Raw genomic sequence first — 12,356 nt, 5'->3', positions numbered from 1 at the left:
GCTCTGCCCCCGGACACCCTCTTCTTCGCATCCAACCACGTACGGCTGGGAGGGCGCTCATTACCCATGGGTTACCCAGCCGAAGGCAAGGTCAGACAGTCCCGGGACAGTACCCGGGCCAGTGCTTCCACGACCTCGGGAGCGTAGTCCCCGGCGGTCCCGAGGCGCAGCTCCTCCAGTGCCCGCAGCGGCCCGCCGGGGCCGCCTGCCCGGGTTTTCTCCTCGTACGCGTTCACGGCCCGGACGATCCGCGCGGACAGCGGCTGCTCCCGGCACGGGTCGGCCTGCCGCTCCACGACGGCCGCCACCTGAGGACTCACCCCGGTCTGCCGTACGACGGCCCCGCCGAGCAGTGCTATCCGCCGCTGCTCCTCCGCGGGGAGCACCGCGGTGGCGCCGGCCGGTACCGGGTCGACGAGGCTGAGCTGGCCGATGTCGTGCATCAGGGCGGCGTACTCCAGGACGGTGAGGTCGGGCTCGGACAGCCCCAGGTCCCGCCCGACCGCCTGACACAGCGCGGCGACCCGGCGGGCGTGCCCGGCAGGCGTGTAACCGGCTATCTCGGTGGACCGGGCGAGGGAGGCGATGGTCTGGCGGTAGGTGTCCCGTACGGCCGCGTACCGCCGGAAGGACAGCTGGGTCAGCAGCAGCGGCAGCGAGAACACGGGCAGCGCCCACAGCCCCACGACGGCGACCGCGAGCGCCATCACCGCGCCGGTCGCGCACACGGCCGACCCGATCCCGAGCATCCCGCGCAGCTCGTCCCGCAGCAGCGGCGCGAACGGCCACCGGGTCCGCGAGTGCGCGAGCGCGGCGGCGAGCACGGCGTCGCAGAGCGCGGTGAGGGAGAGCAGCGCGAGCAGGAGCAGGGCGTAGGCGGGGCCGCCCCAACCGCTGAACACCCCCTGGTTGTACAGGGGTTGGAAGCAGACGGCCGCGAAGCCGACGGTCAGGACGCGGCGGGCCATCTGGTCGGGGGTGCGGCTGTGGCCGCGCGCGATGTGCGGGACGCAGCCGACGAGGGCGGCGGCGACCACCACGGCGACGGTCTGGAAGACGCCGTGGTGGGTGGGTTGGCCGGCGTCCGCGCCGAGCAGGGCGTAGGAGAGGGCGCCGGCCGCGCCGAGCGGGGCGGTTTCCCTGAGACCGGTCGTCCCGTTCCAGCGGCTCAACTCCCCTACGGCGACGAGGACTCCGAAGGCGAGGGCGACGGGGGGTTCTTCGAGGCCGGTCCAGAGGGTGTGGGTGAGGGAGGTGAGGGCGAGGAGGGCGGCGGAGGTGTGGATGAGGGTGAGGGTGAACGGGGGGCGGGGTGAGGGCATTTCGTCAGCCCCTCAGCACAGTGGAAACGGGCGGGGTGGGTGGGAAGACAATGGACGACTGGACCTCGTCGGCAGTCACCGCCGGATGCCATCCACACCGCCCAAGCGCCCGCACCAGCGCCCGCACCATCAACGGGTCGAACTGCGTGCCGGCACAGCGCGACAACTCCTCCAGCGCGGCAGACACCGGCCGAGCCCTCCGGTAGGACCTCGTGGACGTCATCGCGTCGAAGGCGTCGGCCACAGCAACTACCCGTGCGGACTCCGGGATCTGACTCCCCAACAGGCCGTACGGATACCCGCTCCCGTCCAACCGTTCGTGGTGGTGCAGGACAGCCGCACGGGCCTCGCCCAGGAAACCGATGCCCCGCACCATCTCGTGCCCGTACTCGGGATGCAGTTCGATCACCCGCCGCTCCTCGGGAGTGAGCGGCCCGTCCTTGCGCAGCAAGCGCGTGGGGACGCCCAGCTTCCCGACGTCGTGCAGGATCCCGGCGAAGCGCAGCACCTCCACCCGTGAGTCGTCCATGCCCAGCTCGCGCGCGATCATCATCGACGCCTGCCCGACCCGCTCACTGTGCCCGCGGGTGTACCCGTCCTTGATGTCGACGGCCTGGACGAGAGCGCGGATCGTGGCCTGATGGGCGGCGCGTTCCTGGTGGTACTGGGCGAACACCCACCAGGACACCCCCATCGGCAGCAGCACGAGCAGCGCGGCGACGGGGCCGTAGGGACTGCGCCACAGGACGGCCATCATCAGCCCGGCGAGCCCGTGCACGCCGATGGGCGCCAGGGACCGTAGGAACAGCCCTCGCCAGGCCCGTCGTACGGGCATCCGCTCGGCCAGCGCGAGAATCCCGCCGTCGAGCACGGTGAGGACCAGGCAGAAGGCGAGGACGGCGGCCAGGGCGGGGACCAGCGCGTACGGGAAGTCGGACGCGACGACGGCGTTCCGCCCGCCCAGCGCCCAGTGCACCCGTGCCGCCGCCCACACGCCCAGCGCGAGCTGCGCGGCCCGCCAGCCGCGCCGCAGCCAGGGCGAGCCCTGCTCGACGCGGGAGAACAGCGCCCCCGGCAGCGGCACGAGCGCGGCGGCGGGGGGCGGGAGGAGGAAGGCCGCCGCGAGCAGCACCGGGTAGAAGGTGCCGGCGAAGCGGCGCCGGGCGACCTGCTCGCAGCCGGCGTAGAGCGCGGCCAGCAGTGCGACCGCCCACCAGGGTGTGTGGACGGCCGGCAGCGGAAGCAGACACCACAGGGCGGCCGCGACGACACAGACGACGTACGCACGTGCCCGTGCCGGTGTCGCCTCCATGGCTGACGCCCTTCCCCCGACCATGCCTGTCCAGGCCGAGGAGCCTAGGGCGGTCGGGGGAGGGTCGCGGGCGTATCACCCGCGAATTAGCACGTTCGAGTGACGATCGCCCGTTCAGGAAACGGTCAGGACTCCTGGGGGGCGGCCGTCAGGTCGTGCTCGGGCACGGCCTGCCCGGAACGGATCAGATCGAGCCGCCCCAGGACCTTGGCCCGCAGGTCGGTCGGCACGTCGTCCTGACCGCAGCACCGCTTGACCAGCTTCTTCACGGCCTCTTCGAGCCCGTACTTCTCCAGGCACGGCGAGCACTCCGTGAAGTGCTGCTTGAACTTGGCGCGGTCCACGTCCGGCATCTCGCTGTCGAGGAACTCGTAGAGATGGTCGAGGACCTCACTGCAGTCCGTTTCGTGCGGCTCTCCGCAGCTCATGAGCCCGAGCCTTTCGCTTCGTTCGACTCTCCGGCGCCGGCCGGGACCAGTCCGCGGTCACGCGCGTAGTCCTCAAGCATGCCGCGCAGTTGACGACGGCCGCGGTGCAGCCGGGACATCACCGTACCGATGGGTGTCCCCATGATGTCCGCGATCTCCTTGTACGCAAAGCCCTCGACGTCCGCGAGATAGACGGCGATGCGGAATTCCTCGGGGATCGCCTGGAGCGCTTCCTTCACGTCCGAGTCGGGCAGGTGGTCGAGCGCCTGCGACTCGGCGGAGCGCAGACCCGTCGACATGTGCGACTCGGCGCGCGCGAGCTGCCAGTCCTCGATCTCCTCGGCCGCGGAGCGCTGGGGTTCACGCTGCTTCTTGCGGTACGAGTTGATGAACGTGTTGGTGAGAATCCGGTACAGCCACGCCTTGAGGTTGGTGCCCTCACGGAACTGGTGGAAGGACGCGTACGCCTTCGCGTACGTCTCCTGCACCAGGTCCTCGGCGTCGGCCGGGTTTCGCGTCATGCGCAGCGCGGCCGAGTACATCTGGTCGAGGAATTCGAGCGCGTCCCGCTCGAAGCGCGCACTGCGCTCCGAGGTCGATTCCGCTGTGACCTCGCTCGTGCCCTGGCCCTCGGGCTGCTCCGCCTGGCCGTGTTCGGTCCCTGCGTCGGTACCGGGAACCGGACCCACCTCCTCAAGATTCCGGGTGGCCTCGAAACCGATGCCACCAGAATCGGAGGATAGACGACGATCCGGTCCGCCCGCCGCCCCAATAGGGGTGGCCTTGGCCGCACGCAGCACAGTCCAGTCCAGGTCAGTGCGGCTGTTGCGGCTCGGGCAGAAGGTCGAACCCATGCGGCGGACTTCCTTTCTACGACTGTCTATGTCCGCCTCAACAGTGGTAAGGGCCCCGGCATTCCCGCCCCTCACCCGAGTGTTCGAGTCCACTCCACCACGCGCCCCGCGATGATCTCCAGCGCCTCGTCCTGCCCGATCTCCGCCCGCTTCGGCACCGCGAACCCGTGATCGCCGTACGGCACCTCGACCAGCCCGAAGTCTCCCTTCGGGAACTCCGCCGGTTTCCCGAAGGGGTCGTTCCCGCCCTGCACGACGAGCGTGGGCACCCCGGCGCCGAGCAGTTCACCGGCCCGCGACTTCTCGGGCCTGCCCGGCGGATGCAGCGGAAAACTCAGGGCGAGGACGGCGGCCGCGCCCAGCTCCGTAGCCGTACGACAGGCCACGCGGGCCCCGGCGCTACGGCCCCCGGAGATCACCGGCAGGCCGGGCTTCGCGACGGCCGGCCAGATCCCCCGCCAACCGATGTCGAGCGTCTTCGGCGCGGGCGCCACTTTCTTTCCCGCGACCCGCCACGGCTGCTCGACGAGTGCGACGGTGACGCCGTGCGCGGGGAGTGCAGCGGCGAGGACCTGGAGATCCCGCGCCTCGATGCCGCCACCGGCGCCGTGACTGACGGCGAGGACGAGCCGCGCCTTCTTGGCCGGGTGCCAGGTGACGCGGGCGTCCCCCGCGTCGGTCTCGATGATCTCGCCGGAAGTCACATGGGAAGTCGCGCTGGAAGTCACATCAGAAGAGTGTGCCCTCCTCGGGCCCCTCCAGCTCCTTCAGCAGCTCCGGCCCGTTGTTGCGGACGTTGCTCACGGCCGTGGACACCGGGTACGCGCGCAACAGCCCGGCGGGCGGCGGCGCGAGCAGCTCGCGCAGGTCGTCCGGGTCGGTGCGGGACGGGTCGAGCCAGGAGTCCCAGCGGTCCGGGGTGAGCATCAGGGGCATCCGGGGGTGGATGTCGGCCAGCGCGTGCGGCCCCTCGGCCGGGGGCCCCGCCAGCGGGGTCGTCTCCGCCTCGGTGGTGATCACCGAGCAGGTGACCCACCAGGCCAGCGGATGGTCGTCGGGCAGGGTCCGGTCCCGCCAGAACTCGTACAGCCCGGCCATCGCGAAGACCGACCCGTCGGCGGGCAGCACGAAGTACGGCTGCTTGCGCTGCCGCTTCTTCCTGCCCTCGACCTCCAGTTCCCGCTCGTCCTTGGCGGTGACCCACTCGTAGTAGCCGTCGGCGGGGATGATGCAGCGCCGGGTGGAGAAGGCGCGACGGTACGACGGCTTCTCGTGCACGGTCTCCGCACGGGCGTTGATCATCCGCGCGCCGCCCTCGGGCGTCTTCGACCAGCTCGGCACGAGCCCCCACTTGAGCCGACGGAGCTGGCGAACCGGCTCACCCGTGACGGAGGAACTAGCAGATGCAGCGTCCGCGTCTCTAAGTGGACGGTCGAGGACTGCATAGACCTCTTTGGTCGGGGCCACGTTGTAGTCGGGGGCCAAAGCCTCCTCGGGCTCCCACTTCTCGATCTCAAAGACTCCTGCGAGATCCTCGGGCCCACGACTCGCTGCATACCGTCCGCACATACGTGCCAGACTGCCAGATTCGACGAGACCTACGGGAGCCTCCGCCACCCATGGACAGCACCGCAATCCCTTCGATCACCGCCCTGTGGGACGAGGTCTTCGGCAGCCAGCCGGACCCCGACCTGTGGGTGGTGATCGCCACCCTGGTCGCCGCCCTGGCCGTGGTGGTCCCGCACAGCCTGTGGCGCCTCTCCCGCAATGCCATCACCATCGCCCACGAGGGCGGCCACGGCCTGGTGGCCCTGCTCACCGGCCGCACCCTCACCGGCATCCGCCTCCACTCCGACACCAGCGGCCTCACGGTCAGCCGCGGCAAGCCGCACGGCCTCGGCATGATCCTCACGGCGGCCGCCGGCTACACCGCTCCCCCGCTCCTGGGTCTGGGCGGCGCGGCCCTCCTGGGCGCCGGCCACATCACCCTCCTCCTGTGGCTGTCGACCCTCCTCCTGATAGCCATGCTGGTCATGATCCGCAACGCCTACGGCGCCCTCACGGTCATCCTCAGCGGCGCGGCCTTCCTGCTCGTGTCCTGGCTGACGGGTCCCCAGGTGCAGGCGGCCTTCGCGTACGCGGTGGTGTGGTTCTTGTTGCTGGGTGGCGTACGCCCCGCATTCGAGCTCCAGGCGAAGAGGGCGCGGGGCGGCGCAGGCGACTCGGACGCCGACCAACTGGCCCGCCTGACCCACGTACCGGCAGGCTTGTGGTTCTTTCTGTTCCACCTGGTGTCCCTGTGCTCGCTGATAGGCGGGGGACGCTGGCTGCTGGAGCTGTGACAAGCCCCCGAAGGGGCGAGTCACTAGGGCGCGGGGCTGTATCTGTCTGCGGCTCCGCCGCGCGGGCGCGACCAGCCCCAACGGCGCGGCACTCGACAGACGGCCTACTTATACAGTGGGGCCATGGCCCCGAACGACTCACAAACCGCCCTCTGGCCCGCCCCCACCGCCGCCGGAGCCGTCGCCGCGACGGTCCACGTCCCGGGGTCCAAGTCCGTCACCAACCGCGCTCTGGTACTCGCAGCCCTCGCCAGCGAACCCGGCTGGCTGCGCCGCCCCCTCCGCTCCCGGGACACCCTCCTCATGGCAGCCGCCCTGCGCGCGATGGGCGTGGGCATCGAGGAGGGCGTGGGCACGGAAAAGGGCTCCGGAGAGTTCTGGCGGGTCATCCCCTCGGGCCTGCACGGCCCGGCCACGGTCGACGTCGGCAACGCGGGCACGGTGATGCGCTTCCTGCCTCCCGTCGCTGCCCTGGCCGACGGCCCCATTCGCTTCGACGGCGACCCGCGCTCGTACGAACGCCCCCTGCACGGCGTGATCGACGCCCTCCGCGTCCTCGGCGCCCGGATCGACGACGACGGCCGGGGCGCGCTGCCCCTGACGGTGCACGGCGGGGGCGCGCTGGACGGCGGCCCCGTAGAGATCGACGCGTCCTCGTCATCCCAGTTCGTGAGCGCCCTCCTGCTCTCCGGCCCGCGCTTCAACCAGGGCGTTGAGGTCCGCCACATCGGCTCCTCGCTCCCCTCGATGCCGCACATCCGGATGACGGTCGACATGCTGCGCGCGGTCGGTGCCCAGGTGGACACCCCGGAGTCCGGCGGCGAGCCCAACGTCTGGCGGGTGACCCCGGGCGCGCTGCTCGGCCGGGACCTGACCGTCGAGCCGGATCTGTCCAACGCCCAGCCGTTCCTCGCGGCGGCGCTCGTGGCCGGCGGCAAGGTCGTCGTACCGGACTGGCCGGCGCGGACGACCCAGCCCGGTGACCGCCTGCGGCAGATCTTCACCGAGATGGGCGGTTCCTGCGAACTGACCGAGTACGGGCTGGAGTTCACCGGTTCGGGTGCGATCCACGGCATCGACGTGGACCTGGGCGAGGTCGGCGAACTGACCCCCGGCATCGCGGCCGTAGCGGCACTCGCCGACTCCCCCTCGACCCTGCGGGGCGTCTCCCACCTGCGCCTGCACGAGACCGACCGGCTTGCCGCGCTCACCAAGGAGATCAACGAGCTGGGCGGTGACGTGACCGAGACCGCCGACGGTCTGCACATCCGCCCGCGCCGCCTGCACGGCGGGATCTTCCACACCTACGAGGACCACCGCATGGCCACCGCGGGCGCGATCATCGGCCTCGCGGTCGAGGGTGTGCAGATCAAGAACGTGGCGACGACGGCGAAAACCCTTCCGGACTTCCCCGACCTGTGGACCGGGATGCTCGGGAGCGACGGGGCGTAGGGGACACACGCCATGCGTCGCTACGGCAAGAACACCGACGAGGACGACATCCGCCAGCGCCCGAACCGCAAGGGCAACCGGCCGCGCACGAACATCCGCCCCAAGCACGAGGAGGCGGTCGAGGGCATGGTCGTCACCGTCGACCGGGGCCGGCTGACGTGCCTGGTCGAGGACCGGGTCGTGATGGCCGTCAAGGCCCGTGAACTGGGCCGGAAGGCGGCGGTGGTCGGGGACCGCGTCGGCATCATCGGCGACCTCTCCGGCGACAAGGACACCCTCGCCCGCATCATCCGCATCGAGCCGCGCACCTCCGTGCTGCGCCGCACGGCCGACGACGACGACCCGTACGAGCGCGTGGTCGTCGCCAACGCCGACCAGCTCGCCATCGTCACCGCCCTCGCCGACCCCGAGCCGCGCCCCCGCCTCATCGACCGCTGCCTGGTCGCGGCCTACGACGGCGGCCTCGACCCGCTGCTCGTCCTGACCAAGTCGGACCTGGCATCGCCCGACGAACTCCTGGAGATGTACGGCGCGTTGGGCGTCCCCTATGTCGTCACGAGCCGCGAGGAGCTGGAGAACGGCACCGCGGTGGAGCGGGTCCGCAAGCAACTGGACGGCAAGATCACGGCGTTCGTCGGCCACTCCGGTGTCGGCAAGACGACCCTCGTCAACGCGCTGGTCTCGCTGGAGCGGCGGCGCAGCACCGGCATCGTCAACGCCGTCACCGGCCGCGGCCGGCACACCACGACCTCGGCGCGCATGATCCCGCTGCCCGACGACTCCGGCTGGGTCGTCGACACCCCGGGCGTCCGTTCCTTCGGCCTGCACCACGTGGACCCGTCCCGGGTCATCAAGGCGTTCCCCGACCTGGAACCGGGCACGGAGAACTGCCCGCGCGCCTGCAGCCACGACGAGCCGGACTGCGCCCTGGACCAGTGGGTGGCCGACGGCCACGCGGACCCGCAGCGGCTGTACTCGCTACGGCGGCTGCTGGCGACCCGGGAGCGAACCGAGGGCGACTGATCACCGCCTGACCACCGCGTGTTTGTGGGGACTCAAGTTCGGTAAGTGCATAATCGCACCGAGCCGGACAAACGGGAGGACAGCACAATGGCGTGGCTGCTGGTTGTCGTGGCCGGAATTCTGGAGACCGGGTTCGCCGTGTGCCTGAAGCTGTCCCACGGCTTCACGCGCCTGTGGCCGACGGTCGCCTTCTGCTCCTTCGCCCTGGGCAGCTTCGGCCTGCTCACCCTCTCCCTGAAGAAACTCGACGTGGGGCCCGCGTACGCCGTGTGGACCGGCATCGGCGCGGCCGGCACCGCGATCTACGGGATGGCCTTCCTGGGCGACCTCGTGTCGACACTGAAGCTCGTGTCGATCAGCTTCGTCATCGTCGGGGTGATCGGACTCCAGCTGTCGGGCTCCGCGCACTGAGCAGGTCCGTCAGGCACCCAGGATCCGATGGGTCGGTGTCAGCGCACCGCGCACCAGTTCACCGACCCCGCCCTCCCCCGGCGGTGCCGCCACACAGGACAGCGCCAGCCGTACGACGAGTTCGCAGGACCGGGCCAGGTCGGCGGTGTCCGGCTTGGCCGCCCCGGGTCCGGCGAGCGCCGCCACGGCACGGTCACGGACGACGGCCACGAAGTCACCGGGTGAGGGCAGCGGCCCGTCGGCCCGTCGCTGTGCCGGTACGGCGGAGGAGGACGGCACCGCGGACAGGGTCGGCGAGGGCAGCCGTTCGCTCCAGCAGCCGGTGAGCATCGCCCGTACCAGCGCGTTCTCGCGGGCCGCCGACGTGGTCCACTCGGCGGTCGCGGTCAGCCGCTCGCGGGCGTCGTTGTGACTGCCGAGCGCCCGCTCGACACCGACGAGATACCCGTCGGCCTCCCTTCTGACCAGCGCCCGCGCGAGCCCCTCCTTGCTGCCGAACTCGTTGTACAGCGTCTGCCGGGACACTCCGGCGGCAGCGGCCACGTCCACCATCCGTACGGTGGACCACGACCGGCGCGCCAGCGCCGTATAGGCGGCGTCCAGCAGGGATTCCCGCGCTGCAGGCATCATTCGCCTCCCGGGGGCGAGCGGCTCTGCGCCCAGATTTGACGCGCACGGGGGCACTGTCAAGGGTTCGCGGCGGTGCCGGGGGGCGCACTTCGGCCATTGCGCGCGGGAGTTGACGGAAGAGTGCCGCTCAGGGAGGGACGCGATGGTCCCCCACCTCCCGTTTCGCCCACCGGACCCTGTAGCCCCGGCGCGACCCCTGAAGATACGGTTCACGCATGGCCGACTATCACGATGACCTGCGCCTCGCCCACGTCCTCGCGGACGCCGCCGACGCAGCGACGACCGCGCGGTTCAAGGCGCTCGATCTCAAGGTCGAGACCAAGCCGGACATGACTCCGGTGACCGAGGCGGACAAGGCGGCCGAGGAAGTCATCCGCGGTCATCTGCAGCGCGCACGCCCGCGTGACGCGGTCCTCGGCGAGGAGTTCGGCATCGAGGGCACCGGCCCGCGCCGCTGGGTGATCGACCCGATCGACGGCACCAAGAACTACGTACGCGGCGTCCCGGTCTGGGCCACGCTGATCTCCCTCACGGAGGCGGCGGAGGGCGGCTACCAGCCCGTCGTCGGCCTGGTCTCCGCGCCCGCGCTCGGCCGCCGCTGGTGGGCCGCGAAGGGCCACGGCGCCTACACCGGCCGCAGCCTGTCCTCCGCGTCCCGGCTGCGCGTCTCCCAGGTCTCGAAGCTGACGGACGCCTCCTTCGCGTACTCCTCGCTCACCGGCTGGGAGGACCAGGGCCGCCTGGGCGGCTTCCTCGACCTGACCCGCGAGGTGTGGCGCACGCGCGCGTACGGCGACTTCTGGCCCTACATGATGGTCGCCGAGGGCTCGGTCGACATCTGCGCCGAACCCGAACTCTCCCTGTGGGACATGGCCGCGACCGCGATCATCGTCACCGAGGCAGGCGGCACCTTCACGGGCCTCGACGGCCGCCCGGGCCCGCACAGCGGCAACGCGGCCGCGTCGAACGGCATCCTGCACGACGAGTTCCTGGGGTATCTCAACCAGCGGTACTGACCTCGCTTGCGGCCTGACCTGATCGATTCGCCTTCCTCAGGGCTCCTGAACCGTCGTGAGGCAGTCATCGGTCTTCGAGCCGACCTCGAACGCACCCGCCATAGGCGTGTGGCAGGGACAGGCACAGCGTCGTACCAGGACCAGGCCGGCCCCGTGGGGCAGTGGGATGTCCTTGGTCTGGCGGCATTCGAGGTGCAGTTCCTGGTAGCCGTCCTGGGCAGCCGGCGCGCACTCGGCGGAGCGCATCGAAGTGTCGTCGATAGCTGCGGTCAGGGACGCTCGCCGAGGTTCTCGTAGTGGTCGCACAAAGCATTCAAGATGCGTGCCAAGCGCCGGGCATAGCCGACTTCGCCGCCGAATCTGCGGTTCGGCTCGGCACGGAGCTTCCCCCTCGCCTCACCTACACAAGCAAGCGCGCAGTACCGAGGGACGCTTTCCTTCTTCAACCGCCTGACGGACTGCTCGACCTCGGGGATGAGCAGCTCCAGGTGGCCCCGAATCATCTGCGTCAGCGTCTCCAGCTCATCAGCCGTTGGGGGCAGCGCCACGGCGTCTGGGTCCAGCAGAATCTGCGCGGTCTCGCGCATGACGGTGATGTCAGGGCGATCGGCTTGCCGACGCTCAGTACCTTCGGATGCCGCGGTGGTGCGGTTCGCCATGTCGACCCCTGCCCAGTCGGCCACGCCCGGGGCCGTTCGCGTGGTCGCCGGGTCTCGTCGTGCCTCTTGAAGCTAGGAGCGCGATGGACGCCAATGCCAGCAATGTGCAGATCTTTGCACTCATGCCAACCTGCCATGGAGCTTGGCGATTTCGCTCTCTTGACCAGCTACGTCGACTGCCGGAACGTGTCGCAAAGAACTGCACATCTCATGGATGGAGACAGTCATGTCGCTACGGTTCATCGGGATCGACCCCGAAACCAAGACCGCGGACTCACCGACCGTGTGGATCGACCAGGAGAAGGGCGAACTCGTCTTCCAGGGATGGAAGCCCGACCCTCAACTCGAAGCAGAATGCGCCGCGTTCGAAGTACCAGGTCATGCCATCGGCATTCCGGTGGACGAGGCCGTCATCCGCATCCCTGCCAGGATGGTGCACATGATCAGGGAGGCGTGCGAGTGCGACACGAGGTCGCTCCAGCTGAGTGGATGAGTGAGAGGAGGAGGTAACCGCCCCGGACCGGTGTCCAAGGTCCGTCCCCACGTTCGCATGCGTCGCTGGCAACGGCGGGGTGTGAAGCCGAGCGGAAAAGTCCAAGAGCAGCCTGGCCATCGGGCAGCCACAGGCGAAGGGGAAGGCTGGACGGGCGAACGTGAGTGAACCCTTGATGACGCCTCGTTACTTCCAAGTCGCGCGGATGGCAGAGCAGTTGGCGGCTATAGAACCCGAGCACGGAAGAGTGCTATGCGATCCCGCGTCTTCGCATAAGCGGGAGTGGACACCGCAGGTTCCGGGGTAAAGAGGGCGCCCACCCCAGCCGCATCTCACTGGAGCGGAACGTGGAAACCCTGTTGGAGTCCGTGAGGACCACGGTAAGCCGGAGGCAACGAAGGCCCAACTCTCCAG

Annotated in this window: 15 protein-coding genes; 6 read left to right on the top strand and 9 right to left on the bottom strand. The window is 70.2% G+C overall.

What is annotated here, in order from left to right; all coding sequences use genetic code 11:
* Nucleotides 1–71: 71 nt before the first annotated feature.
* From OG496_RS36915 to OG496_RS36890, 6 genes are all read right to left on the bottom strand, one after another.
* Nucleotides 72–1,322: an HD-GYP domain-containing protein gene (locus tag OG496_RS36915; protein WP_405973957.1), complete on the bottom strand. Its 1,251-nt coding sequence runs from the start codon at nucleotides 1,320–1,322 to the stop codon at nucleotides 72–74.
* A 4-nt stretch (nucleotides 1,323–1,326) separates the two neighbouring features.
* On the bottom strand, nucleotides 1,327–2,634 hold the full coding sequence (locus tag OG496_RS36910) for an HD-GYP domain-containing protein (RefSeq protein ID WP_405973956.1): 1,308 nt from the start codon (nucleotides 2,632–2,634) through the stop codon (nucleotides 1,327–1,329).
* A gap of 125 nt (nucleotides 2,635–2,759) precedes the next feature.
* Entirely contained in the window at nucleotides 2,760–3,062 is a 303-nt protein-coding gene (rsrA, locus tag OG496_RS36905) for a mycothiol system anti-sigma-R factor (RefSeq protein ID WP_033282062.1), read from the bottom strand.
* Nucleotides 3,059–3,751, bottom strand: a complete 693-nt coding sequence (gene sigR / locus OG496_RS36900; protein ID WP_033282150.1) for an RNA polymerase sigma factor SigR — start codon at nucleotides 3,749–3,751, stop codon at nucleotides 3,059–3,061. Before sigR ends, rsrA begins: the two co-directional genes overlap by 4 nt.
* Nucleotides 3,752–3,987: 236 nt before the next feature.
* Nucleotides 3,988–4,644, bottom strand: coding sequence for an alpha/beta family hydrolase (locus OG496_RS36895; protein ID WP_405973955.1), 657 nt, complete (start codon nucleotides 4,642–4,644; stop codon nucleotides 3,988–3,990).
* A 1-nt stretch (nucleotide 4,645) separates the two neighbouring features.
* The gene (locus tag OG496_RS36890) at nucleotides 4,646–5,485 is read right to left on the bottom strand and encodes an SOS response-associated peptidase (protein WP_366489762.1); all 840 of its coding nucleotides are present in this window, start codon (nucleotides 5,483–5,485) and stop codon (nucleotides 4,646–4,648) included.
* 50 nt (nucleotides 5,486–5,535) lie between these two features.
* Between OG496_RS36890 and OG496_RS36885 the strand changes: the two genes are divergently transcribed.
* The 4 genes from OG496_RS36885 to OG496_RS36870 all read left to right on the top strand — a co-directional run bounded on the left by OG496_RS36885 (nucleotide 5,536) and on the right by OG496_RS36870 (nucleotide 9,144).
* Nucleotides 5,536–6,258, top strand: coding sequence for a M50 family metallopeptidase (locus OG496_RS36885; RefSeq protein ID WP_366489761.1), 723 nt, complete (start codon nucleotides 5,536–5,538; stop codon nucleotides 6,256–6,258).
* Between the two features lie 123 nt (nucleotides 6,259–6,381).
* Nucleotides 6,382–7,710 (top strand): 3-phosphoshikimate 1-carboxyvinyltransferase, encoded by a 1,329-nt coding sequence (gene aroA, locus OG496_RS36880; RefSeq protein ID WP_405973954.1) that lies wholly within the window; start codon nucleotides 6,382–6,384, stop codon nucleotides 7,708–7,710.
* 12 nt (nucleotides 7,711–7,722) lie between these two features.
* Complete coding sequence (gene rsgA, locus OG496_RS36875; protein ID WP_318018722.1) at nucleotides 7,723–8,733, top strand: ribosome small subunit-dependent GTPase A; 1,011 nt, start codon at nucleotides 7,723–7,725, stop codon at nucleotides 8,731–8,733.
* Between the two features lie 87 nt (nucleotides 8,734–8,820).
* Complete coding sequence (locus tag OG496_RS36870; protein ID WP_043674501.1) at nucleotides 8,821–9,144, top strand: multidrug efflux SMR transporter; 324 nt, start codon at nucleotides 8,821–8,823, stop codon at nucleotides 9,142–9,144.
* A gap of 9 nt (nucleotides 9,145–9,153) precedes the next feature.
* On the opposite strand, the gene OG496_RS36865 is transcribed toward OG496_RS36870, so the two are convergent.
* Nucleotides 9,154–9,774: a TetR/AcrR family transcriptional regulator gene (locus OG496_RS36865; protein WP_366489758.1), complete on the bottom strand. Its 621-nt coding sequence runs from the start codon at nucleotides 9,772–9,774 to the stop codon at nucleotides 9,154–9,156.
* Nucleotides 9,775–9,989: 215 nt separating this feature from the next.
* Here OG496_RS36865 and hisN point away from each other — a divergent pair, with 215 nt between their 5' ends.
* The gene (hisN, locus tag OG496_RS36860) at nucleotides 9,990–10,790 is read left to right on the top strand and encodes a histidinol-phosphatase (RefSeq protein ID WP_366489757.1); all 801 of its coding nucleotides are present in this window, start codon (nucleotides 9,990–9,992) and stop codon (nucleotides 10,788–10,790) included.
* Nucleotides 10,791–10,826: 36 nt separating this feature from the next.
* Here hisN and OG496_RS36855 read toward each other — a convergent pair whose 3' ends face one another.
* Together OG496_RS36855 and OG496_RS36850 are read right to left on the bottom strand one after the other, a co-directional pair.
* Entirely contained in the window at nucleotides 10,827–11,036 is a 210-nt protein-coding gene (locus OG496_RS36855; RefSeq protein ID WP_405973953.1) for a hypothetical protein, read from the bottom strand.
* A gap of 23 nt (nucleotides 11,037–11,059) precedes the next feature.
* Nucleotides 11,060–11,449 carry a DUF6415 family natural product biosynthesis protein gene (locus tag OG496_RS36850; protein WP_405973952.1) on the bottom strand — a complete coding sequence of 130 codons (390 nt, stop codon included), beginning with the start codon at nucleotides 11,447–11,449 and terminating at the stop codon, nucleotides 11,060–11,062.
* A 226-nt stretch (nucleotides 11,450–11,675) separates the two neighbouring features.
* Between OG496_RS36850 and OG496_RS36845 the strand changes: the two genes are divergently transcribed.
* Entirely contained in the window at nucleotides 11,676–11,942 is a 267-nt protein-coding gene (locus OG496_RS36845; RefSeq protein ID WP_405973951.1) for a hypothetical protein, read from the top strand.
* The last annotated feature ends 414 nt before the right edge of the window (nucleotides 11,943–12,356 follow it).

This window comes from Streptomyces sp. NBC_00988, assembly GCF_045162645.1.
GTDB lineage: Bacteria > Actinomycetota > Actinomycetes > Streptomycetales > Streptomycetaceae > Streptomyces.
The sequence above is the reverse complement of the archived record's forward strand: the minus strand, read 5'-3'. Positions and strand labels throughout refer to the sequence as shown.

Coding starts and splice junctions, on each gene's coding strand:
- OG496_RS36890 (WP_366489762.1), bottom strand. CDS start 5,485: ATGTGCGGACGGTATGCAGCGAGTCGTGGGCCCGAGGATCTCGCAGGA.
- OG496_RS36885 (WP_366489761.1), top strand. CDS start 5,536: ATGGACAGCACCGCAATCCCTTCGATCACCGCCCTGTGGGACGAGGTC.
- OG496_RS36910 (WP_405973956.1), bottom strand. CDS start 2,634: ATGGAGGCGACACCGGCACGGGCACGTGCGTACGTCGTCTGTGTCGTC.
- OG496_RS36915 (WP_405973957.1), bottom strand. CDS start 1,322: ATGCCCTCACCCCGCCCCCCGTTCACCCTCACCCTCATCCACACCTCC.
- hisN (WP_366489757.1), top strand. CDS start 9,990: ATGGCCGACTATCACGATGACCTGCGCCTCGCCCACGTCCTCGCGGAC.
- aroA (WP_405973954.1), top strand. CDS start 6,382: ATGGCCCCGAACGACTCACAAACCGCCCTCTGGCCCGCCCCCACCGCC.
- OG496_RS36870 (WP_043674501.1), top strand. CDS start 8,821: ATGGCGTGGCTGCTGGTTGTCGTGGCCGGAATTCTGGAGACCGGGTTC.
- OG496_RS36865 (WP_366489758.1), bottom strand. CDS start 9,774: ATGATGCCTGCAGCGCGGGAATCCCTGCTGGACGCCGCCTATACGGCG.
- OG496_RS36850 (WP_405973952.1), bottom strand. CDS start 11,449: ATGGCGAACCGCACCACCGCGGCATCCGAAGGTACTGAGCGTCGGCAA.
- OG496_RS36855 (WP_405973953.1), bottom strand. CDS start 11,036: ATGCGCTCCGCCGAGTGCGCGCCGGCTGCCCAGGACGGCTACCAGGAA.
- rsrA (WP_033282062.1), bottom strand. CDS start 3,062: ATGAGCTGCGGAGAGCCGCACGAAACGGACTGCAGTGAGGTCCTCGAC.
- rsgA (WP_318018722.1), top strand. CDS start 7,723: ATGCGTCGCTACGGCAAGAACACCGACGAGGACGACATCCGCCAGCGC.
- OG496_RS36845 (WP_405973951.1), top strand. CDS start 11,676: ATGTCGCTACGGTTCATCGGGATCGACCCCGAAACCAAGACCGCGGAC.